At 59.7% G+C, this 21,096-nt stretch carries 17 protein-coding genes and 4 pseudogenes; 7 read left to right on the top strand and 14 right to left on the bottom strand.

The genetic code is table 11. The annotated features are described in order from the left end of the window. Positions 1 to 252 precede the first annotated feature (252 nt). Both H3V53_RS30180 and H3V53_RS30175 read right to left on the bottom strand, forming a co-directional pair. Complete coding sequence (locus H3V53_RS30180; protein ID WP_336600994.1) at positions 253 to 684, bottom strand: hypothetical protein; 432 nt, start codon at positions 682 to 684, stop codon at positions 253 to 255. Between the two features lie 423 nt (positions 685 to 1,107). Beyond that, positions 1,108 to 1,584 (bottom strand): CreA family protein, encoded by a 477-nt coding sequence (locus tag H3V53_RS30175; protein WP_336600993.1) that lies wholly within the window; start codon positions 1,582 to 1,584, stop codon positions 1,108 to 1,110. Positions 1,585 to 1,812: 228 nt separating this feature from the next. Between H3V53_RS30175 and H3V53_RS30170 the strand changes: the two genes are divergently transcribed. The 5 genes from H3V53_RS30170 to H3V53_RS30150 all read left to right on the top strand — a co-directional run bounded on the left by H3V53_RS30170 (position 1,813) and on the right by H3V53_RS30150 (position 9,308). Next, positions 1,813 to 2,274 carry a carboxypeptidase regulatory-like domain-containing protein gene (locus H3V53_RS30170; protein ID WP_336600992.1) on the top strand — a complete coding sequence of 154 codons (462 nt, stop codon included), beginning with the start codon at positions 1,813 to 1,815 and terminating at the stop codon, positions 2,272 to 2,274. A 247-nt stretch (positions 2,275 to 2,521) separates the two neighbouring features. After that, the gene (locus tag H3V53_RS30165) at positions 2,522 to 3,226 is read left to right on the top strand and encodes an ABC transporter ATP-binding protein (RefSeq protein WP_060608121.1); all 705 of its coding nucleotides are present in this window, start codon (positions 2,522 to 2,524) and stop codon (positions 3,224 to 3,226) included. A gap of 62 nt (positions 3,227 to 3,288) precedes the next feature. Beyond that, positions 3,289 to 5,589 (top strand): ABC transporter permease, encoded by a 2,301-nt coding sequence (locus H3V53_RS30160; protein WP_336600991.1) that lies wholly within the window; start codon positions 3,289 to 3,291, stop codon positions 5,587 to 5,589. Further along, positions 5,586 to 6,752, top strand: coding sequence for an efflux RND transporter periplasmic adaptor subunit (locus tag H3V53_RS30155; protein ID WP_336600990.1), 1,167 nt, complete (start codon positions 5,586 to 5,588; stop codon positions 6,750 to 6,752). The genes H3V53_RS30160 and H3V53_RS30155 overlap by 4 nt, the downstream gene beginning before the upstream one ends. A gap of 264 nt (positions 6,753 to 7,016) precedes the next feature. Continuing rightward, positions 7,017 to 9,308: a heavy metal translocating P-type ATPase gene (locus H3V53_RS30150; protein ID WP_336601004.1), complete on the top strand. Its 2,292-nt coding sequence runs from the start codon at positions 7,017 to 7,019 to the stop codon at positions 9,306 to 9,308. Between the two features lie 181 nt (positions 9,309 to 9,489). Here the strand turns inward: H3V53_RS30150 and H3V53_RS30145 are convergent. From H3V53_RS30145 to H3V53_RS30105, 8 genes and pseudogenes are all read right to left on the bottom strand, one after another. Next, positions 9,490 to 10,432: pseudogene (locus H3V53_RS30145) on the bottom strand (universal stress protein). A 94-nt stretch (positions 10,433 to 10,526) separates the two neighbouring features. Then, positions 10,527 to 11,006 (bottom strand): hypothetical protein, encoded by a 480-nt coding sequence (locus H3V53_RS30140; RefSeq protein ID WP_336600989.1) that lies wholly within the window; start codon positions 11,004 to 11,006, stop codon positions 10,527 to 10,529. A 102-nt stretch (positions 11,007 to 11,108) separates the two neighbouring features. Further along, positions 11,109 to 12,363: pseudogene (locus H3V53_RS30135) on the bottom strand (ATP-binding protein); the annotation flags it as partial. 91 nt (positions 12,364 to 12,454) lie between these two features. Beyond that, the gene (locus tag H3V53_RS30125) at positions 12,455 to 13,126 is read right to left on the bottom strand and encodes a winged helix-turn-helix domain-containing protein (RefSeq protein WP_336600986.1); all 672 of its coding nucleotides are present in this window, start codon (positions 13,124 to 13,126) and stop codon (positions 12,455 to 12,457) included. Between the two features lie 24 nt (positions 13,127 to 13,150). Then, entirely contained in the window at positions 13,151 to 13,879 is a 729-nt protein-coding gene (locus tag H3V53_RS30120; protein WP_336600985.1) for a cytochrome b/b6 domain-containing protein, read from the bottom strand. Next, entirely contained in the window at positions 13,851 to 14,324 is a 474-nt protein-coding gene (locus tag H3V53_RS30115) for a diheme cytochrome c (protein ID WP_419539594.1), read from the bottom strand. The genes H3V53_RS30120 and H3V53_RS30115 overlap by 29 nt, the downstream gene beginning before the upstream one ends. 62 nt (positions 14,325 to 14,386) lie before the next feature. Next, complete coding sequence (locus tag H3V53_RS30110; RefSeq protein ID WP_416365660.1) at positions 14,387 to 14,806, bottom strand: DUF1924 domain-containing protein; 420 nt, start codon at positions 14,804 to 14,806, stop codon at positions 14,387 to 14,389. 59 nt (positions 14,807 to 14,865) lie between these two features. Continuing rightward, the gene (locus tag H3V53_RS30105) at positions 14,866 to 15,039 is read right to left on the bottom strand and encodes a hypothetical protein (RefSeq protein ID WP_229517691.1); all 174 of its coding nucleotides are present in this window, start codon (positions 15,037 to 15,039) and stop codon (positions 14,866 to 14,868) included. Positions 15,040 to 15,114: 75 nt separating this feature from the next. Between H3V53_RS30105 and H3V53_RS30100 the strand changes: the two genes are divergently transcribed. Then, positions 15,115 to 15,657, top strand: coding sequence for a hypothetical protein (locus H3V53_RS30100; RefSeq protein ID WP_336600984.1), 543 nt, complete (start codon positions 15,115 to 15,117; stop codon positions 15,655 to 15,657). 129 nt (positions 15,658 to 15,786) lie between these two features. On the opposite strand, the gene H3V53_RS30095 is transcribed toward H3V53_RS30100, so the two are convergent. Then, the gene (locus tag H3V53_RS30095) at positions 15,787 to 16,740 is read right to left on the bottom strand and encodes a cation diffusion facilitator family transporter (protein WP_336600983.1); all 954 of its coding nucleotides are present in this window, start codon (positions 16,738 to 16,740) and stop codon (positions 15,787 to 15,789) included. Positions 16,741 to 17,107: 367 nt separating this feature from the next. On the opposite strand from H3V53_RS30095, the pseudogene H3V53_RS30090 reads away from it, so the two are divergent. Beyond that, positions 17,108 to 18,004, top strand: a pseudogene (locus H3V53_RS30090) (transporter substrate-binding domain-containing protein). Positions 18,005 to 18,014: 10 nt separating this feature from the next. Here H3V53_RS30090 and H3V53_RS30085 read toward each other — a convergent pair. The 3 genes and pseudogenes from H3V53_RS30085 to H3V53_RS30070 all read right to left on the bottom strand — a co-directional run bounded on the left by H3V53_RS30085 (position 18,015) and on the right by H3V53_RS30070 (position 21,011). After that, positions 18,015 to 18,197 carry a hypothetical protein gene (locus tag H3V53_RS30085; RefSeq protein WP_336600982.1) on the bottom strand — a complete coding sequence of 61 codons (183 nt, stop codon included), beginning with the start codon at positions 18,195 to 18,197 and terminating at the stop codon, positions 18,015 to 18,017. Between the two features lie 390 nt (positions 18,198 to 18,587). Continuing rightward, positions 18,588 to 19,602: pseudogene (locus H3V53_RS30075) on the bottom strand (IS110 family RNA-guided transposase). A gap of 212 nt (positions 19,603 to 19,814) precedes the next feature. Further along, positions 19,815 to 21,011, bottom strand: coding sequence for an IS256 family transposase (locus tag H3V53_RS30070; RefSeq protein WP_336600979.1), 1,197 nt, complete (start codon positions 21,009 to 21,011; stop codon positions 19,815 to 19,817). Positions 21,012 to 21,096: the final 85 nt, after the last annotated feature.

Genomic DNA, 21,096 nt, shown 5'->3' with positions numbered 1-21,096 from the left:
AAAGGCCAACGATCGCTGCGCTTTTCAACACGACTCCTCCAGAAACCGCATTTGTGTCGCCATGGACCTAGCATAGGTTTCATGTGTCCGGATGGATTGACGTGTGTCAAGACCCTCATAAACTCCGGGCTTATGCCCACGCAAAGTGTTCCTCGCATCCAATTCTCGCCGTCTGGCGGAGTCGGTCGTCGGAAGTCTAAATGGCGTGCCAGCGGAGCGTTGTGATTGATCTACCAACGCCAAACCATCAGGCTACTGGTGACGCGGCAGCTTTCTAAAGAATCTTCGGAGAAGGGCGGCGCCACCGACGATGACACCGGTCGCGAACAACCCTAGCAAAAACACGTAGCCGATTCGCTTGCGAAACTCGGCGACGCGTTCGTGGAGAACGAAACTTGTGTAAGAGGTTACGTCACTGGCGGCGTTGTGGTCTGTCGCCCGATATAGAAAGTACGAGCGGCAGATATCGTCGTCGGGTGGGGACGCGAAAAGCACGGAGCCCGGCACTATGCGTCCCACTTTTCGGCACTCAGGCGACATCATTCCCGTCACGATTGCGGTGTTGATTGGATGATCGACGATCGCACTCAGCCAGGTTGCGGCGATCGCCAACAACGTGCTTACAGCAATCGCAAAGGCCCATCTGGTTCGTCGACCCCGGCGGCGATTGTTTTCGACTTTCAAGGCGCTACTCCGTGACTACCCTTCTACGCTTCTTCGCCAGCAAGGAGGACATGAACGTACCAGGTCTGCGCTATGTAGCACATCGGGTGATCGACCAGGCTCGACCGACGTGCGGACCGCGCGTGTACCAGGCATAGTTACAAGCTGGCATCTTCCTCCCAGTTTGATCTGAATCAATAACTCGTGTAACTCCCGTGATAGCTTAAACTTGGCCGATGTAATCCGCGTGGTGATCGCCCCGGATCCAGTCGGGGCCCGTCTCCAAGGTGACGACATGGGCAGGTGGCTTCTTATCGGATGTGCCTTCATTGCATTGATCGCCATCGCGGCGTTTGCGGTGCTGCAGTACGTTATTTGGCAGAACGCGGATTGACACGCTAGCGGTCACTGCGGCAAAAATCGCGGGCTTCAGATATGTTGCGTCTATTCCCCAGTCTGCTTGCCACGTGCGGGCAGGCGGATGACATCAATATGGCCGGGAAGATTGCCGGCCAGTTCACTTTCTGTGTAAATAAAATAAAGCGCTACCATCCGCTCTGAATCGAGGACGCGGATCACGTGCAGAGCTTTGAAGATCGGGTCTTGCGACTCTTCAAACACTGTGGCCTGTTTTGGCACCTGCCTCGTTACGCTCACTTTCGCAACCTGATGACAGGAAGCATCGGCCTGGGATATCGATCCCGTTTGGGGATTACCGAACTGGTTATCTTCGTGGGTCCTTGAAAGGTAGCAGGTTACGCCCTTCAGGAGGGGATCATCATATGCCGATATTTCTACTTCGCCGCCATACCGTTGCGAATGAGTTGAAATTCTGGCAAGTTCTTCGCCGTGCGCTGCCAGGCTCGCGCATATCGCTACCGCTATCGGCAGAGTGCGTTGCAGCACAAGATATCGTTGCATGACATTCTCCTCAACACGGTTGGGTGCCGACGTCAAACCCGAACTTCTTTCACAGACCTTTAGAACGACACTACGTCGCGCCATCCATTGGAGCTTGACGCACGTCAAACGATGATTCGTCCCGGGCGCCATGCTGGTGTGGTGAACAATTTTTTACCAGGTCGGAGCCGCCGTGCGGGTATGCGTGACAAGTGCCACACGCTCGAGAAGCCGGGCCGGGAGGTAACCATGTCTATTTTTCGTGCGAGAGTATTTTCAACGTCACTTCTCGTTGGGGCAATACTGTGTGCCAGCGTGTCGGCGCAGCCGCTGCCGGCGCCAGCAGTGCAAAACGGGATCCGATATCTAACAGGCGGCATCGGAGAAGATGAAGTCAAGGCCTTCCATTCGGTCGCACCCAAATACAACCTGCGGGTCACGCTGTCGGCGAAGTCTGGTCATTACCTCTCCGATGTCGATGTAAGGATCTACGCTGGAACCCGATCTCTTCTGGCTGTAAGGACGGCAGGCCCATTCCTCTTCGCACATTTGCCTGCAGGCCAGTACCAGATCTCTGCGCGTGACAGACACGTAACAGAAACAAGGAAGGTCGTGGTTCCGGTGCGAGGCGGCATCGATGTTCATTTTTCCTGGGAGGATCCAGACAGGCACGACGTCATGCAGTTATGTACCGGGTGCCGCACACCTTGATCATCATGCGTGGCGTTGCCGCGCAGGCATTTCGCGGAGATTTGCACAGATTTACACAGTAACTCCGTGTCCGGTGGATCTGCGTCGGTTCCGCCAGCCTGAGCTCACTGACAAGGGGAAGCAGTGACGCAAATCAAACGGTGACGCGCGAGGAGCAGGGTTGCAATTCTAGATCTTGACTGGATCACGGAAGTGGTGACCAGTTGCCCGCCCTGACAGACCTTGCTGCTTTAATGTTGAGCGAATAATGGAGACCGTCTTCTCCGTCAATGCAGTCAGCAAGGTCTACCCGATGGGGAGCGTAAGCGTGCACGCGCTCAACGACGTGACGCTGGAACTGGAAGCTGGAGAGTTTGTGGTTCTGCTGGGCGCGTCGGGCAGCGGCAAATCCACGTTGTTGAACCTGATGGGCGGACTCGATACGCCGACGGCCGGCACTATCAATTACCGCGACCATCGCCTCGACTCTGTGCCCGACCGGGACCTTACCCGATTCCGTCGCGAACACGTCGGCTTCGTGTTCCAGTTCTATAACCTCATACCAGGTCTCACCGCACGTGAAAACGTGGCGCTCGTGACGGAGATTGCAGATCAGCCGCTTGATCCCGACGTCGCCCTGGATATGGTCAGCATCGGCACACTTGCCGATCATTTTCCTTCCCAGATGTCGGGCGGTGAACAGCAGCGGGTCGCGATCGCCCGTGCAATAGCGAAACGCCCCGATGTCCTGTTGTGCGACGAGCCAACGGGCGCGCTGGATTTCCAGACGGGGCGGGTTGTGCTCGAAGTACTCGAACGCGTCAACCGTGAGTTCGGGACCTTGACAATTGTCGTTACTCACAACGCTGTCATCGCTGACATGGCGAATCGGGTCGTGCGCATGAGCAGCGGCACAATCGTCGAAGATCGTCGAAACGCGAGGCGTTCGCGAGCCCGGGATCTGTCATGGTAAGTGTCCTGACACGTCTTCTATGGCGGGATCTTCGGCACATGCGGGCGCAAGCATGTGCTGCAGTGCTGATCGTGGCTTGCGGCGTGGCCACATTCGTCGCCATGCGCACGACGTATTTGAGTCTGCTGACGGCGCAGCAGGACTATTACATGTCTTACCGCTTCGCCGACCTGTTCGTAACGCTCAAGCGCGCCCCAGTCGCAGTCGCATCGCGTATCGCGTCGCTGCCCGGTGTCGCTCGCGTCGATCCGCGCGTCGTGTCTGATGTCACGCTCGACGTGCCCGGTCTCGATGAGCCAGCGACCGGGCATCTCGTCTCGATTCCCGAGTTTTCCTGGCCGGTGCTCAACCTGCTGCATCTGCGAAGTGGCCGATATGTGTCGCCGGGTCGTGACGATGAGGTGCTGATGAGTGCTGCTTTCGCGGAAGCAAACAATCTTGATGTGGGGCAGCACGTCGGGGCTGTATTGAACGGTCGCTGGAAAGAGCTCAAGATCGTCGGTATCGCGCTTTCGCCAGAGTATGTCTATGAAGCAGGAGCCGGGTCCATTTTTCCGGACAATCGGCACTACGGTGTCATCTGGATGGGGCGTGACGCCGCGTCGGCTGCATTCAACATGGATGGGGCGTTCAACGACCTGGCAATCGCACTCGACAACAGCAGCCGGGTATCGGACGTGATCGCCCGGGTCGACCGCGAACTGGCACGCTATGGCGGGCTCGGTGCAATCACGCGTGAAGATCAGCTATCGCATCGCTTCATCTCGGACGAAATCGCACAGAACCGCACCACATCTACGTATGTGCCTGCGATCTTTTTCTGCGTGGCCATGTTTCTGTTACAGAGTTTGCTGAGCAGGCTGATCGATACCCAACGCACACAGATCGGTTTGATGAAGGCATTCGGATACGGAAACGCGCGGGTCGCACTGCACTATCTCCATATGGCCTCGCTGATCGCGGCGGTGGGAACCGCGATCGGCGTGGCAGCCGGGCTCGGGCTCGGATCCTATCTCACGGACATGTACGCGAGATACTATCGCTTTGCCCGTCTCGAGTACCAGGCTGACGGATCAGTCATGATCTCTGTCATTGCCGTGAGTTTCGTCACCGCAGCTGCGGGCACGGCGGCAAGCGTGGCGAAGGCTGCGAGATTGATGCCCGTCGAAGCACTACGTCCCGTATTGCCACCCGCATTCGCCGCAGGCTGGGCGGAGCGGACTGGAATGTCCCGGCACCTCAGCGTGACCGGGCGAATGGTTGTGCGCAATATCGCGCGGCAGCCCGTCAAATCTGCGCTTTCCTGTCTTGCGATTGCCAGTGCGAGCGCGATCCTCGTGATAGGGGGATTCTTTTTCGATGCTATCGATTATCTCTTCGATGTGCAGTTTCAACGCGTTGAACGTCAGGACGTGACCATCACTTTTGCACAGCCACTGTCGCATCGGGCATTGTTCGCGCTCCAAAGCTTGCCCGGCGTGTTGACGGTCGAGCCGTTTCGCGATGTGCCGGTCAGACTTTCCTATGGATACCGCTCTCGCCGGATCAACCTCAGCGGAATCTCGACGACGGCAGCTATGCATCGCCTCGTCGATGAACAGGGTCGGCCGTTGCGCGTGCCCCCGGACGGGATGCTGATCTCGTCACAACTCGCGGACGCGCTGGGACTGCGCGCAGGTGACAGGATCACTGTGGAGTTGCTCGAGGGCAAGCGCCAGTCGCGACAGGTGATGGTGACGGGTAAGGTCGGAGAGCTGGTGGGCATTCGGGCGTACATGGATCAGCATTCCCTTGCGCGGCTGCTTGACGAGAGCGGCAACTGGTCAGGGGCGTGGCTGCAGACTGATGCGCGCGCGCTGGAGCCTCTGTACGGCACGCTCAAGCGTATGCCGGCCGTCAATACGGTGGCCGTCCGGCAAACGGTAATAGACAGTTTCCGCAAGATCATGGACGAAAGCGTGCGTCTTTCGACCACAATCAATTTTGTGTTCGCCTGCATCATCGCCTTCGGGGTTGCTTTCAACGGGATGCGTATCGCCTATTCGGAACGCGCACAGCAACTGGCATCGTTGCGCATACTTGGCTTCACCCGCGCAGAAGTCGCCCGGATCCTCCTTGGCGAACAAATCGTGCTTGCTACGGCATCAGCGCCTATCGGTCTGTTGCTCGGATATGGCATCTGCGCGTTGCTGGTCCGAGGCCTGGCCACCGATCTGTACCGTCTGCCGCTTGTCATCGAAGCTCCGACGTTCGCGTACGCGCTACTCGTCACCGGCGGCTCGGTGGCTTGCTCCGGATTGGTCGTGGCGTGGAAGATCAGGCGCCTCGATATCGTCGCGGTCCTCAAGGCGCGCGAATCATGAAGCGCAACGGGATCCGGTCGGCGTCACTGATCGCTGTCGCGACGCTTGCAGCTGCCGCGGTCCTGGCGGGCGCGTTCTGGCCGAAACCGGTCGTTGTCGATACGGCACAGGTGAGCCGGGGAGCGCTTCGCGTCACGATCGACGAGGACGGGGAAATCCGGGCACATGACCGCTATGTCGTCACGGCGCCGATTACCGGCCGCCTGCTGCGCGTCACCATGCGCGAAGGCGATCATGTGCGTGCGGGACAGGTGATCGCGGTGCTGGTGCCCGTCCCTATGACGCCCGGTGAAAGTGCGGAGCAGCGTGCCCATGTGGAGTCGGCGGAAGCCGCTTATGGGGAGGCTCAGGCGCACGTCGATCATGTTCGTGCCGATCTCGAACAGGCGCACAGGGAGTATCAGAGAGGCAAGGCATTGATCGAATATGGCGGCATCTCGAAGCAGGGGCTGGAACAACTCCGCGTCACCGAAGCATCGGGCATGAGCGATCTCGATGCGGCCCGCGCGCGCGCGACATCTGCGGCAGCAGAAGTGCGAGCCGCGAAGGCGAATCTGAGAGCACTGGAAGCCGGACAGCCCGTGGAAGTCCGCGCTCCTGTCGATTCCGTGCTCCTGCGGGTTGACGAACGGAGCGAACGGGTCGTGTCGGCCGGCGCTGCCGTGATGGTGCTCGCTGATCCATCGCGCTATGAAGTCGTCGTTGATGTGCTCTCAACGGACGCCGTCAAGATCAGTCCCGGGATGCGCATGTCAGTCGAGGACTGGGGCGGACCTGTGCCAATCGATGCAAAAGTGCGGGTGGTCGAGCCGGGCGCTTTTACAAAGGTTTCGGCGCTGGGGGTTGAAGAGCAGCGGGTGCATGTCATCGCGGACCTGTCGGGTCCCCCGGGCCGGCTGAACGACGGGTATCGGGTTCAGGGCAGGATTGTGGTCTGGGAACGATCTGACGTGATAAAACTTCCCATCGGCGCGCTATTCCGTTGTGGGGAGCAATGGTGCGTTTTCACCGTCGAGCGCAAGCGAGCTATACAGCATGTTGTGCAAATCGGACAGCGCAATTCCGAAGAAGCGGAGATGCTCGACGGTCCTGACGGCAATCAGATCGTGATCGTATATCCACCCGGCACTCTGACAAATAATGCCCGAGTTCTGCCACGCTAGAAAAGTCTTACGTGCTGCATGCTCCCTGCGGCTCGAGTGTTGTGTGGGCGGGTCGGTTCGATTATCCGCGCAATCAGTTTCAAGCTCGTCACATCGACGTTCAATGTTTCGCGGTGAGCCTGCAGTCTGATCTTCCCGGAAATATCGATTCGACGCAGGCCGGGTACCGCACGGATGCATTCATACCTTATGCTGAAAGCAGCGATTTCAAATCGGCTCCAGCTTTTTTTGTTTGAAACTCGAACCCCTTGTGATCTTTCCGCCATGCCACGTCCGTTTCACTCAGTCGAGCTTGTCCTGCTGGCCGTCTCGGCCGGAAGCCTCGTAACGGGCATCGTGCTTGCCGCGCTCGGACACGCCGCGCTCGCGCAGGTACTGTGGGCCGTTGGAACCTTGCCTGTCCTGCTGGCGCTGCTGGTGTCGACCGTCAAGACGCTGCGACGGCATGAAGCGGGCGTCGATGTGCTCGCACTTCTTGCCATCGGTTTCGCACTGGGCCTCAGCGAGTTTCTCACCGCCGCCGTGATCTCGCTGATGCTGGCGAGCGGACGGGCGCTCGAAGCGTACGCACAGGCGCGGGCACACCGCGAAATGACTGCCTTACTAAGTCGCGCTCCGCGTCACGCCAACCGCTTTGAGGGCGGTGAGTGGCGCCGTGTCGAACTGGATGCGGTACATCCCGGCGATCGTCTGCTGGTCCGAAGCGGTGATCTCGTTCCTGTCGATGGCTCGCTAATCGGCCACGCTCAACTGGATGAGTCCACGCTCACCGGGGAGTCCCTCATCCAGCAACGCTCACCCGGCGAACCGGTCAATAGCGGCGTCGTAAGTGTCGGCGCGGCGTTCGAGATGGTCGCTGCCGCGAGCGCGGCAGACAGTACGTTCGCCGGAATCGTGCGAATGGTGCAGTCAGCGCAGCGCGAGCGCAGTCCGGCAAGCCGTCTTGCCGATCGCTACGCGCTGTGGTTCGTGTTTGCCGCCCTTGCACTTGCCGCGGGTAGCTGGCTGATCTCCGGAGAAATCACCAGGGCGCTTGCGGTGCTTGTCGTTGCAACCCCGTGCCCGCTGATTCTTGCGGTTCCTGTGGCCATTGTTTCCGGCATGTCGCGTTGCGCGAAGCGCGGCGTGCTCGTCAAAGGTGGGGCTGCATTGGAAAGGCTCGCGCAAGCGAGCGTGCTGTTCTTCGATAAAACAGGAACGCTGACGGGAGGGCACGCACGCCTCGTCGCAATTGAAGCCGCTACCGGCACGTCTCCCGAGACGGTCCTGCGCCTTGCTGCATCTCTTGGCCAGGCATCTGCGCACGTCATATCCGAAGCGGTGACTGCGGCTGCACGCGAGCGCAATCTCGTCTTGTCACTACCCAGCCGGGTCGAGGAGCAGCCGGGTGCCGGGGTAAAGGGCGAAGTGGATGGCCATTTCGTCGCGATCGGCTCTTATGTCTTTGTGGCGTCGCTCGCGACGCCAGCACCCTGGAGCGAAGTTTTCCTTCAACGCCTGACGTACGAGGGCGCTTCCGCCGTATTCGTCGGGGTGGACGGCAGCATGGTCGGGGCGCTGCAGATGGCTGATCAGATCCGGCTTGAAACCCCACGCGCGCTGCGGCTGCTCAGGCACGAGGGCATCAAACGGCTTGTCATGCTCACGGGCGACAGACGCGATGTGGCCGAAACGGTGGGGGCAATGCTGGGCGTCACGGAGGTGCGATCCGAGCTGTCTGCGGCGGACAAGCTTGCAGCGATCCAGACGGCACGCCGTGAAGGGCCAGTCGTCATGGTTGGCGATGGCATCAACGACGCGCCCGCGCTTGCAGCTGCGGACGTCGGTGTTGCGATGGGCGCACGAGGCGCGGCGGCGTCCTCCGAGGCGGCGGACGTGGTGCTGCTGGTCGACCGGCTGGACCGGCTTGTCGAGGGATTTCGGGTGGCGAAACACACGCGGCGAATTGCCGTCCAGAGCGTGATGGCGGGCATTGCACTGTCGGTGGCGGCAATGATCGTCGCCGCGTTCGGGTTTCTGCCGCCCCTGCCGGGCGCGTTGCTTCAGGAGATCATTGATGTGGCCGTCATCGCGAACGCGCTACGCGCGTTGCGGATCCGTTCGACGGCAATGGTGGGCCGCCTTGCCCGTGATGACGAAGATCGCTTGAAGACCGAGCATGTTGAACTTGGCCCAGTAATCGAACAGATCAGGGAACTCGCGGACAAACTGCCCGGTTTGCCGGGACCATCCGTGGCGGGCGCCCTGGCCAGCATGAACGATTTGCTCGCACACAAGCTCGTTCCGCATGAACAGCACGACGACCTGGAAGTCTATCCGGGCCTTGCAACCCTTCTCGGTGGAGAAGACCCGATGGCGGCGATGAGCGCCATGCACCGAGAAATCTTCCGGATCTCCCGTTTACTTCGGCAGATGACGGACACAGTGCCGGCCGCGGGACCCGATCCCGATAGCATCCGCGAAATCCAGCGCCTGCTGTATGGACTCGATGCGATCGTACGCCTGCATTGTGCCCAGGAAGAGGAACTGTTCCATACGCTCGGGGAAGGAGCGTAAAGACCGATTTCCTGTATGTGTGCGCTGGTATCGTTGTGGGCAGCGAAATACATCAGGGTCGATTACCCGGCATCCTGACCGCGAATATAGGAATTCCGTCTGAATTCAACGGCACTGGCGCGGCAGTGCCGGTTTGGTCCGACGATAATTGAAATCACAATTGGTTTATGTGCGCTGCGGCTCAGGCGTCCTGTGTGCCGACGAGCAGTAGTGGCGATTGCGCAAGATGCGCGACTCGCCCCACAACGCTACCAAACAGCCAACGTGATATACCACGCCTGCCATGCGTGCCCATCACAATCAATTGCGCGTGACAGTTGCTGGCTTCGATGGTATGGGCCACATCGTCGCTGGTACGACGCGTCTTCACAAGTGCGGTACTCGACCGTATCGACACATGCGAAAGAACCGGCTCCGCGGCCGCGAGTGCATGCTTGCCTTCATCGAAGAAAGCGTCCTCCAGTGCGTCGATGGGAACGAAGTCGCTCAGCCACACCGCGCGATCGATCACATAGATGGCTCGCAAAGAAGCGTCGGGTGCCGCAAACCGCACTCCAAAGCGCAGCGCGGTTGCCGCATGTGGACTTCCGTCGACCGCGAACAGGATGCGCTCCGGCAGTGTTCGTTCTCGACGTGATAGCTTCGGGTACTACAAGCAGCGGGCAGTGCAGAAGTTTTGACAACGCCTCGGAGACGGTCCCCTCAATCCAGCGCGTCAGCCCATGGTGGTGGCGCGCGCCTACGACCATCAGCTCGGCTTGCCATGCATTGGCTGCATTCACCAACGCTTGAACAACGACCCCGCCGCGCTTCGAGAGGTCAACCACTTCCGTCTCGATGTGTACGTCACATGACGCCAGTAAAGCTTGCGCCTGTTCGAGCGCCGCGGCCGCATCCTTCAGCAGTTCTTCGCGCACTGAATCCAGCGTGTGGCTGACATGCCGACCGCTCGGAAAGAGTGTATGCGGATTCTCGGCCACGCTCACGAGCCGGACTTCGCCACCGTGCGGCAGGAGGTGACTCGCGTACGCGAGCGCGTTCCGCGATGCTTTCGATGAATCAACGGCGATGAGTACTCGGCGTGGCAATGCAGGATTGATGTCGTCGGGTCCGTTCGAATTCATGGTTTACCCAGTAAGGTTATCGACCGCCATCCGTCAAGCCGGACGCTTTTGCCGCGGCTCGCTCAAGCCGGCATAGCCGGGAGACATACCAACTTCAGAAGCGATGGTCGTAGTTGAACCGGATCTTTGTCGGCTTCGGCTGATCCTTCTGCGTAACAGTCAGATCAACGTGATAAATGCCACTCCACGGCATCTGAAAGTCGTTGTCGTAAGTGACGGCGCCGCCCACCTTGACGGCATCCAGACGCTTCTCGACAGGCTTCGTGTGAAGATGTGTATCGTGGGCGCGGGGGCCTTTGACGCTGGCAAGTACGGTGGCGTCGCTCACGCGTCTGCCCGTGGCCGCCTCAAAGATTGCGACGGTTAGATGGTACTGGTTGGGACTCGGAGCGGTGATGTTGCTTGCTGCGTTCGATCCGGATTCTCCCAGCTTGCTGGACGGAATCACGCCGTAGTGAACAGTGAGACCGTGTGCAGTGACACTGTGCGAGAGATCGTCTGCGTAAGCGACAGCGCATACGCCAAGAAGAAACGTCGTAAAAATCGCGCTGATCAGCTGTAGCCTGATTCGCATGTGCACCTCCCACCTGTTTGATCGTGCAGACTATGGATACCCTTGATCCAAGACTCCTCAATGGTATGGTCACGCCTTGTGGGTATGGCGCCTTGATTCAGATCAAGCATTGCCAGCATGCCACTTTACCTCGACTTCGAGACCCCCGAGGGACTTCGAGCGACGCACGTCGACGGTTGCCGCGTGAAGGTCGACAATTCGCTGGACGATCGACCAGCCAAGACCACTTCCGCTTTCGTTGGTACCCGGAACCCTGAAGAAGCGCTCACCCAACCGAGAGCGATCCGCATCGGCGAGTCCTGGACCGCTGTCTCCAACCGACAGGGAAGCGTTGGCGCCATCTGTCGTCGTTCTGATCAACACGGATGCGCCAGACGGGCTGTAACGGATGGCATTGTCCACGAGGTTGCGCACCAGGGCCGCGAGCAACATTTCGTCGCCTGTGACGTGGCAGGGTCTTTCGCCTTCGAATTCCAGTGACAGCTGCTTCGCGATCGCCGTTGGCGCCAGTTCTGCGACGACGCGCTGTGCAAGCGCACTCAGATCCACCTTCGTGAGTGCGAGGGTTGCCCCGGACTCGAGTCTTGAAAGCACCAGCAGCTGGTTCACGAGACGCGTCGCGCGATCACACCCTTCGAGAGTGGCGCGTAACGCGTGCTGACGAAGGGCGTCATCCGTTTCGGCCAGCGCAACCTGAGCCTGCGTCCGAATCGCCGCAATAGGCGTGCGCAATTCATGTGCGGCGTCCGCAGTGAACCGGCGTTCTGCTTCCCATACCGTCTGGATACGCTCGAAGAGCTGATTGAGCGCGTCGAGCACCGGGGACAGCTCGGCAGGGGGGTGGGGCATCACGACGGGAGCAAGATCATCCGGGCCACGCTGGGCAATGCTTCGGCCCAGTTTCTTGAGCGGCGTCACCCCTTGCCGCACGGCCCACCAGGTGGCAAGTCCAAGAAGGGGCAGAGCGGCAGCCATGGGCCACAGCGTACCGCGTAATACCGCTAGCAGTATTGCGGTGCGCGAATCGATACGCTCACCGACATAGACGCGCCGTCCCGCGCGCAGAAAATACGCGCCACGCGTCACCGCCTATCTGCACGGTCGCGAAACCCTGCCCGAACTCACCATTGGCGGGAATCATGGGCTCGGTCGGTGCATTGGCCGAACGCACGACTGCCTGCCCCTCATGAAAGATCTGGAAGGCGACACCAGCAGACCCAATCGATTGACGACGATGACGAGATCGATACACGGGTGCCTCATCCGTATGCACCCAAGGGACGATCAGCAACGCTGCTGCCTGTGCGAGGTGACTGTCGAGCAGTTCGTCGAGCTCGCTGCGGGCGTCACGCCAAATGACCTGCCTCGCTCATTGCAGGGACGTCTGCTCGTCCTGGTCATCGGTGGCGTGATCGGCGTATGGCTGATTACCGCGGTGTTCAGGATCATCACGTAACGCAGCCCTCTCGCATCAGTACGTACCCGACGCCACGAACTGTCCTGATCAGCTCGCTGCCGAGCTTGGCGCGCAGGCGATGGATGTGCACTTCAACTGCGTTGCTCTCCACTTCTTGACCCCAGCCGTACATGGCCTGTTCCAGCTGTTCGCGCGACATCACACGGCCCGCATTGAGCATCAGCACATACAGCAGATCAAACTCGCGCGTGGAGACGGTGACTGGTTCTCCATTCCGGTAGACAAGCCTTGCTGCCGGTTCGAGTGTGACGTCCTGCACCTCCAGTCTTTCCGCCGGCTGACCGTGTGCGCGGCGCACGAGCGCTCGCAGGCGGGCTGCGAGCTCCAGGAGATCGACGGGCTTGACGACGTAATCGTCGGCACCGATGTCGAGTCCACGGACGCGATCGGGGACCGTGTCGCGTGCGGTCAGCACCAGTACGGGCATGGTCACGCCCGCGCGACGGGCCGACGACAGCACGTCGATACCATCCTTGAGCGGAAGTCCGAGATCGAGCACTGCTGCAGCATAGGACTGGGTACGCAGTTCCGTTTCGGCCGCCTGGCCGTCGCGAACCCAGTCGACCTGGAACCCCGCTTGCCGGAGGCCCGCGCGAATTCCATCGCCAAGCAACGGATCGTCTTCGACGAGCAGGATACGCATTATGTCCTTGACCTTTGAGGGGCATCAATCGGCATCATCGCGGTCGGTCTGGTGTGAAGTCGCTGCGTTGCTACCGGGCGCTATTGGCGCAGGTGCGACTTGCCACTGCCACCACCAGAACGCAAGCACACTGGCGAGCACAATCGCCGCGACGGTTCGCCACACGCGCTTGATGCCTTCGTCGGGGTGCCCGGACTTATGTCCGCTCAGCATCGCGCCGACCAGGTTCTCCCGATGAAGCCAGCTGCTCACGACGACGCCGGCCACATGTACGCCAACCAGCGCAAGCATGATGCTGGCCAAAGCCTCGTGCACTTCACCTGGCCAGTTTCCTCCGACATCGTTATAGGTCGCCCAGCCCGTCATGGTCAATGCGCATGCCAAAGCTAGCATGGCGACGATGACGACGGCGCCGGCCGGGTTGTGCCCGACATGGCGTTGTGGATGGCCACGCAATATCCCAAGAAGATAGCGCCACACGGAGGCGGGGCCGCGAACGAAGCTCGAAAAACGGGCGTATTTCGTTCCGACAAGCCCCCATGCCAGTCGAAAGATCACGAGACCTCCTGCCGTGTAGCCTAGCGCGACATGGACGAGCCGCCAATGCTCGCTTTCCGCGGTGAGCCATGCACCGGCAAAGCAGGCCGCGAACAGCCAGTGGAAAAGCCGTACGGGCGCGTCCCAGACCAAAATGCGACGTTGCGTCGTATCGCCTGCGCTGCTGCTATTGCGGTATGCGGATGAAGTGTTCATTGAAGTTCCCTTGTTCGGCGCGGGTATGGCAGGCCGCGCAATTTGACGCGCTCTTGATCATGGGCCGCTTCCATACCGCGGCAGGCACTTCTGCATGCTCTTGCCGGAACCAGTGAGAGCGGGTAATGCGATCTTCGGGCGGAGCGGCGTGCGCGGCCGCGTCTGCTGCCGAATTTGCGGCGAGCCACGTCGAAATCTGCCTGACGGAGTCTGCGTCGAGTGACGCATCAGTGCCGAAATGGTGCTGCAGGTTGTCCAGAATGCGCTGCCATGACGCGGCAGGCAGCATGCCCGGCGGATAGGCAAGATGGCAGGTTGCGCACTCCTGCCGATACCTGGGCAGCACATTGACCTGACTAAACGTCCGTTCAGATTCGGCCGCAGCGATCGAGGCCGTCAGGGCAGCCACAAGCGCGACGGCACAAACATGAACAGGACGGGGCACAAGGTAAAAAAAGCACGGGAAGCGCTCCGGCGGAAAGTACTTTCGATAGTGGAGAAAGGCGCCTACGGCTTCAGCGTCAAAAGCCACGCAAGCAGATCCGCCTTCTCGGCTGCACTGCACTCACGTCCGACGACGTCGTTGCAATTGCGACGGAACCATTTCTCGGTCTTGGAGGCGTCCGTAAAGCGCTCCGGGTTGAACGCAGGGGCTAGAGGTCCGATCGACTTGCCTGTGACAGCATGCCTGCCAGCCTGCGTGGGCACTGCGCCGTGGCACGAAGCGCAACGCCACTCATGGCCATGTGACGCATTGAAGAACTGTTGCCCACGCGACGGGTCCGCTTCCGCATTGCCCGACTGGGTACGGTAAGAGCCGAGAAGATCCGATGGCGTGGCAGCGTTGGCTATCGACATTGAAGTCATGGCAGGGACCAGCAGAAGTGCCCCGTACAAACCCTGCGGCGAGAGAGGCGATTTGCTCACGAGAATCTCCGGTAGATGCTGATCATCCTGGGTGAACTTCCTTACCAGAGTCTTAACGCTCAATCTCGCTGTTTGCTCACGATGCGTTTGCTGTAACAGCGCATCGGCTCCGGCTTCAGCTTTCCGAAGTCCGTCAGCGGCACGCGCATAACGGCGGAAATCACGCCTCCTCCCACTTTTTTGCGGGAGTGCAGACCGTGCACGCAGCGCGTCAATCCTTTGATGCGCGTCAAGGGGTGGCGCCGATCGGCGGGTAATGTTGAATAAGGACAGCTTCAACCCCGCTTGCCGCCACCGCGGAGACTTCCATGAAAAAGCTTCTGTTCCCTGTCGCAATCTGCATTGCGTTGAGTTCGCCGATGCTCCATGCGGCGTCAAAGGACGCAACTGCCGCACAAGGCACGTCAAAGGCCCAGAGCACGGATATGGCGGCATTCGACAAGAATCTGGCTCAATTCCAGGAGCAGATGAAGACGATGCAGGCGCAGATGAACCAGATCCGACAGACGCAGGATCCGAAGGAACGCCAGAAGCTTCTGCAGCAACACTGGGCGACAATGCAAAGTGCGATGACCACGATGCACGGGATGTGGGGCTCCGGCATGATGGGGCACGGCATGATGGGGCACGGAATGATGGGGCAGGGAATGATGGGGCAGGGAATGATGGGGCAGGGGATGATGAGCGGCGGCTGGGGCCATATGGGAGGGTACTACTCCAGGCTCAGTCCCGAGCAACTGCGGCAGCGTCAGTATATGACCGACCAATACCTGCAGATGCAACAGGAAATGATGAACAACATGATGTGGCAACAGCAGTATTCAACGCAGCCTCCCGCCTCGCCGCAGTGAAGTGCACGACGGCCGGTGATCGGATTACCTGCAGGACTGGCAACTACCGCCGATAAGCGCGGTTGTTCCCGGACTCCGCAGATCAAGAGGTTTGCTGTTTGAAGAGCGCACCGGGCGTAGTTCGGGTTGTCACACACCCTGTTGTATAGCGGCTCCGTCGACCTCGTTCAACTTGCGCGGATCCACATGGGTCATGACATTCAGCACGCGATGGCGCGCCAGCACGTGCTGGCGCGCAGCGACCGCAATTTCGTGTCCCGCCTCAACGGAGATCGCAGCGTCGACCTCGATGTGCACGTCGACCACAATCATATCGCCCATTTTTCGCGTGCGAAGATCATGTACGCCGATTACGCCGGGCGTGGCGAGCAGCGTCTGGCGGACGGCGATTACCTCATGCTCGTCGGCCGAACGGTCCATCAGATCATGCAGGGCATCCCAGCCGAAGTCCCATCCCATCTTAACGACAAGCAATCCGACGATCAGTGCCGCGATCGGATCCAGTATCGGGTAACCAGCCAGATTTCCGACAATGCCAACTCCCACAACGAGTGACGAGGCAGCGTCCGACCTGGCGTGCCATGCGTTGGCGACGAGCATGCTTGACTTCACACGCGTCGCCGCCGCCAGCATGTAACGGAACAAGAGCTCTTTCGCAATCAATGCGCCAATCGCTACCCAGAGAGCGGCAATATGAACGCGCTGTACGGTTGCGGGATCTTCGAGCTTGTGAACCGCGGACCAGAGCATGCCCACGCCCACGGCAGCCAGCAGGCCGCCGAGCGCCAAGGACGCGCCGGTCTCGAAACGCTGGTGGCCGTAGGGATGCTCATCGTCGGCGCTCTTCCCGCTGTGACGGCTGGCGAAGAGCACCACGAAGTCGGAGACGAGATCGGACAACGAGTGAACGCCGTCGGCGATCAGGCCTTGAGATTGGGAAAAGACGCCGGCGATGACCTGAGCAAGCGTAAGACACAGGTTGACGCCGACGCTCACCCATGTGCTGCGGGCAGCAACAGCGGATCGCTCGGCTGGCGAATGTTCCGGATTCTCAGAGTCGTCGAAAAGTGCTTCGGGTTTCATAAAGTAGGCCTTCCGGTGCGGTGAATGCTGGCCATCTCTAGCTGGGTGCCAGCGGTCACGGGGCAGCAGTTGTAGCGCCCGCGCTCTGGCACCGGGGAAGAACCGGCAGGACGCCGCCAGCAAGGTTCAAAGGTACAGCCTTCAATTTTGCTCAACGCTTCAGTTGCGTCAATGGCGAAACCCCGTTCCAAGGCAACGGCGCCGGTGATCTGAATCAACCAGATGCCCCCGCTTCGACCGTATGGTCGTTCTGGTATGTCGTTCGTGCTCAATTCGTCACCGACGCCATTCAACCCGCCTTCCCGGTCGGAACGCATCTCAAATGGAAGCTCTTAACCCAACGGTATATCCCGACCTGGGAGGCATCGTGATTAATCGACTCCATCAGGCGCTCATCGCATTGTTTGTCGGTCATGCCGCGCTGACGCTCTCACACGCGCAGACATTGGACAAGATTGCCCGAAGCAACCAGATCGTCGTCTCCTACCGGGAGTCTGCGATACCGTTCAACTATCTGCTAACGCCGCATAAGGCCGTTGGTTTTTCGGTGGATCTGACCGAAGCGATTGTTGACGATGTACGTAAGGCACTTCGAAGGCCGGATCTCTATACCGTTTATATGCCTGTTACCGGGCAGAACCGGATCCGGATCCCGTTGCTCATCGACGGCTCAATTGATCTGGAGTGTGGGTCGACGACCAATACATCGGCGCGCGGCAAAAAAGTGACATTTTCAACCAACTATTTCTATGCCGGCACGCGATTGATGGCGAAGCGTGAATCGCATATCGGTGACTACTCCGACCTCGCACACAAGGTTGTCGTCACCGTCGGGGGAAGCACCAACGAGAAGGCGCTACGTCGGCAACTCGACGCACAGCACGTCGACGCGGGCATAGTGCTGACAAAAGATTACGCAGATGCGCTGCGAGAGGTTGCGAACGACAGGGCAGCAGCGCTGGCACTCGACGACGTTCTGCTCTAAGGGCTGCGTGCGAGCGCGAGCGATCCACATACGTGGGAGGTCGTCGGTAAGACGGCGTAGATCGAACCGTATGCGTGCATGGTCCGAAAAGATGATCCGACGTTCAAGCAGCTCGTCGATGGCACGCTCGCAAGGCTGATGAAGAGCGGCGAATTCACGCGTCTCTACGCAATGTGGTTCGAATCGCCGATCCCATCGCGCGGCGTGAATCTCAAGATGCCGATGAGCGTCGAGTTAAAGGAGAACCTGACTGAACGCAGCGACCGCCCCACACAATGAGTAGAGGCGATCACCCGGACATGAGCGTGTCGTCGATCACTCGTTGCCCCGCGCTAAACCCTGCCATGAGTGCTGCCGCTTCTGTTCCAAACGGTTTCTGATTTTCATTCATCAGGCGAATAGGAGGCAGCAGCGCAGCAGGCAAGCCCTTTACTCCGATCGATACGATCGCGAAGTTGTGTACGTCACCCATTGAAAGGCCGATGTCAAGGGCGCGCAGACGGCCAGGCGCAGAGTCGCACGGTGCGCCTTTGGATTCAGTGCGCAGGGCCGACCACGCGGGCGGTTCCTCGTCTAGCTGGCTGCAGCGCTGAGCCGCGCCAGTCACCCATCGGGATCTAAGCGAACGCCGATGAATTGGCGCTTCGCTCTTGGCTCTTTCGAGTCCCAGAGAACCATCGGTGCCAGACCTCTGTCCAGGGTCGAGATTCGTGGTTGCCCCGAATGGGGCACCAGGCTTGCATGGCTCAGGGTCTGTGCGTCTCAGCGATCGCTGCGCTACCGAGTGGCGGGAGGGAGCGGCGCAATCAAGTTTGTGGCTTCACACCAACGCACACATCGAGCTCATTCCCTCCAGCCAGTTCTATCCAAAGCATCGTCGGATCTCGAATGCCGTGCCATCTCGCATCATGTAGTACGCCGCGCGGGCGAGCTTGTGGGCAAGAGCCTTCATGGCCAGCGCGGGTAGGCGCTTGGCCTTTTTTCGCTCATAAAATCGCCTGGCTTGCGGACAACTGCGAAGTGCAGCTGCTGCGGCTTCAATGAAAGCCCAGTTCAGGTATCGGTTGCCGTTGCGGGCGTTGCCCTGGCCCTTCCTTTTACCGTTCGAAATACGTTTGCTTTCGACGCATCGGCAATAGGAACTGAATTGGCCAACATTGGCGAATCGCCCGATAGTACCGGTCTCGAGCATGATTGTGGTCGCCAGAACATTACCAATTCCAGGGGCTGTCTTCAGGACCTCGAACTGGGGACGAAGTTTCGCCTCGCGATAAAGGATGTGCTCGAGCGCGGAGATTTCGGTCGTAAGTACCCGCATGACGGAAAGACTCGCGACTAACGCCTGCTCGACATGAGGCGACAAGCCGAGGGCACTCGTAGCGTAACGGTCCAGATTCTGCACTTGCTCGCTCTTCATGCGGAGATTCGCCTGTTCGGGCAAGAAGGCTTTCGATACTGAGTATCTGCAGTGTCCGTTGCTGGACCAGTTGCAAGCGCTTGCGGGCAAGGTCGCGTAGCCCTCGTTCCTCACTCGGATAGATATAACCTTCTGGAAGCAGGCCAAGGCGAAAGATATGGGCCAAAAAGACGGCGTCGCGTTCGTCGCCCGCGTACTTGAGGCCTTCATACTGCTTGATGGCAGGCGTGTGGGCGAGATGAACCTCAAAGCCAGCCGCCATCAGTCCATCCACCAGCCAGTACCAGTTGAAAGTCGATTCCACGACTACCCCTTGCAATTCGTCGCGATAAGGTGTCAGGGTTGCCACGATCGTTTGTAGATCATTGGGCAATCGCTTGCAGTAGAGCACCCGGTCTTCGTCGTCGGTCACGGCGACCACGGCGTTGTTCGAGTGCAAATCAATGCCGCTATACTTCATGTCAGCCTCCCAGGGTCTCAGTTGACGAGTGCAGTTCAACTGTAGAGCCCTGCTGAAGCCTTGTCTGCGCTAGTCACAGGTAAGGCTCCAGCAGGAGGCCTTTCAGATGATTATCAAGTTGTGCAGAAACCGGTTGACGATGGTTTCAGTTGATCTTTCTGCCGTGTCCGCTGCGCAGGGCGTAGCCCGCAACAGCGGACATGGCGCGCCGCTCATGCAGGAGCGCGTAGAAACTCCTTCTTCTGCTCGGCCAGCAGAGCCATGTTCAGATAACGGCTGTCTTCCAGCCACGTTTCGTGCGTTTCGCTGCACAGGGCCCGGACGAGTCGCAGGCACGCCGCCTCGTTCGGAAAGATTCTCACAATACGCGTGCGTCGCCTGATTTCCTCGTTCAGGCGCTCAAGCATGTTGGTCGACTTGAGGTGTTTGTGATGCGCGCGAGGCAAGCGGTAGAACGTCAGCGTCTCGGCAATGTTGCCTTCCACCCAGTCCACGAGCTTCGGATACTTGCCCTGCCACTTGCTGATCCATGCAGCCAGATCCCGTTGTGCTTCCTGCAGGTCGCGACGGTCGTACATCCAGCGCAGTTCCTGCAGGCAGTCATCGTCGGCCTTACGCGGCAAATAGTCCAGCGCGTTGCGCAGGAAGTGCACATAGCAGCGCTGCCAGGCGGCCTCAGGCAGTACCTCGCCGATCGCCTTCCTGAGCCCGGCATGGTCGTCCGAGGCGACGAACTCGACGCCCGACAGGCCGCGCTTCTTCAGCCCCAGAAGGAATTCCTTCCAGCTCGACAGGCTTTCGCGGTTGGCCAATTCCACGGCCAGCACCTGGCGATGGCCTTCCCAGTTGATGCCGATGGCGATCAGCACCGCCTGCGATCGGATCACACCTGATTCACGCACCTTCTCGTAGCGCGCGTCGACGATCAGGTACGGATACGCTTCCTCCAGCGGCCGGTGCGCGAATTTCGCCAGCGTTGCGTCCAGTCCCTTGTTGATGGCGGAGATCGCCGAGGCCGAGAAACTGTGACCGCATAGTTCCTCGGTGATCGCCTTGACCTTGCGGGTCGATACACCCTGCACGTACATCTCGGCAAGCGCGGCCATCAGTGCCTTCTCGCTGCGCGCATAACGCTCGAACAATGCCGTCGAGAACTCTCCGTGACGGTCGCGCGGCACGCGAAGTTCCAGCTTGCCGATGCGTGTCACGAGCCCTCGTCCGTAATAGCCTGCCCGATAGCCGCTACGTGTTTCGGTACGCTCGTTGGGTGACGCGCCCAACAGCTGCGTCATCTCCGCTTCGAGCACTTCCTGTAGCGCATCCTTCATGAGCGCCTTCATCAGGTCCCGATCGCCGGCAACCAGCGCTTCCGCTGAGGGCCGGTTCGTACTACGCCTGGTCGTGGCCATGGCGTAAGCCCTCCCCAGGGCAGGTTGACGAACTGGACATTCATCAACTTACACCACGGCCACCCCATCCTTGGGCACTGTTCCT

It is taken from the genome of Paraburkholderia bengalensis (assembly GCF_037126505.1).
In the GTDB taxonomy this organism is placed as follows: Bacteria; Pseudomonadota; Gammaproteobacteria; order Burkholderiales; family Burkholderiaceae; genus Paraburkholderia; species Paraburkholderia bengalensis.
The sequence above is the reverse complement of the archived record's forward strand: the minus strand, read 5'-3'. Positions and strand labels throughout refer to the sequence as shown.

Excerpts from the sequence above, each read along its gene's own strand:
- H3V53_RS30150 (WP_336601004.1), top strand. The coding sequence starts at position 7,017 with ATGCCACGTCCGTTTCACTCAGTCGAGCTTGTCCTGCTGGCCGTCTCG.
- H3V53_RS30070 (WP_336600979.1), bottom strand. The coding sequence starts at position 21,011 with ATGGCCACGACCAGGCGTAGTACGAACCGGCCCTCAGCGGAAGCGCTG.
- H3V53_RS30165 (WP_060608121.1), top strand. The coding sequence starts at position 2,522 with ATGGAGACCGTCTTCTCCGTCAATGCAGTCAGCAAGGTCTACCCGATG.
- H3V53_RS30175 (WP_336600993.1), bottom strand. The coding sequence starts at position 1,584 with ATGCAACGATATCTTGTGCTGCAACGCACTCTGCCGATAGCGGTAGCG.
- H3V53_RS30120 (WP_336600985.1), bottom strand. The coding sequence starts at position 13,879 with ATGAACACTTCATCCGCATACCGCAATAGCAGCAGCGCAGGCGATACG.
- H3V53_RS30095 (WP_336600983.1), bottom strand. The coding sequence starts at position 16,740 with ATGAAACCCGAAGCACTTTTCGACGACTCTGAGAATCCGGAACATTCG.
- H3V53_RS30085 (WP_336600982.1), bottom strand. The coding sequence starts at position 18,197 with ATGGGTGACGTACACAACTTCGCGATCGTATCGATCGGAGTAAAGGGC.
- H3V53_RS30100 (WP_336600984.1), top strand. The coding sequence starts at position 15,115 with ATGAAAAAGCTTCTGTTCCCTGTCGCAATCTGCATTGCGTTGAGTTCG.
- H3V53_RS30155 (WP_336600990.1), top strand. The coding sequence starts at position 5,586 with ATGAAGCGCAACGGGATCCGGTCGGCGTCACTGATCGCTGTCGCGACG.
- H3V53_RS30140 (WP_336600989.1), bottom strand. The coding sequence starts at position 11,006 with ATGCGAATCAGGCTACAGCTGATCAGCGCGATTTTTACGACGTTTCTT.
- H3V53_RS30170 (WP_336600992.1), top strand. The coding sequence starts at position 1,813 with ATGTCTATTTTTCGTGCGAGAGTATTTTCAACGTCACTTCTCGTTGGG.
- H3V53_RS30125 (WP_336600986.1), bottom strand. The coding sequence starts at position 13,126 with ATGCGTATCCTGCTCGTCGAAGACGATCCGTTGCTTGGCGATGGAATT.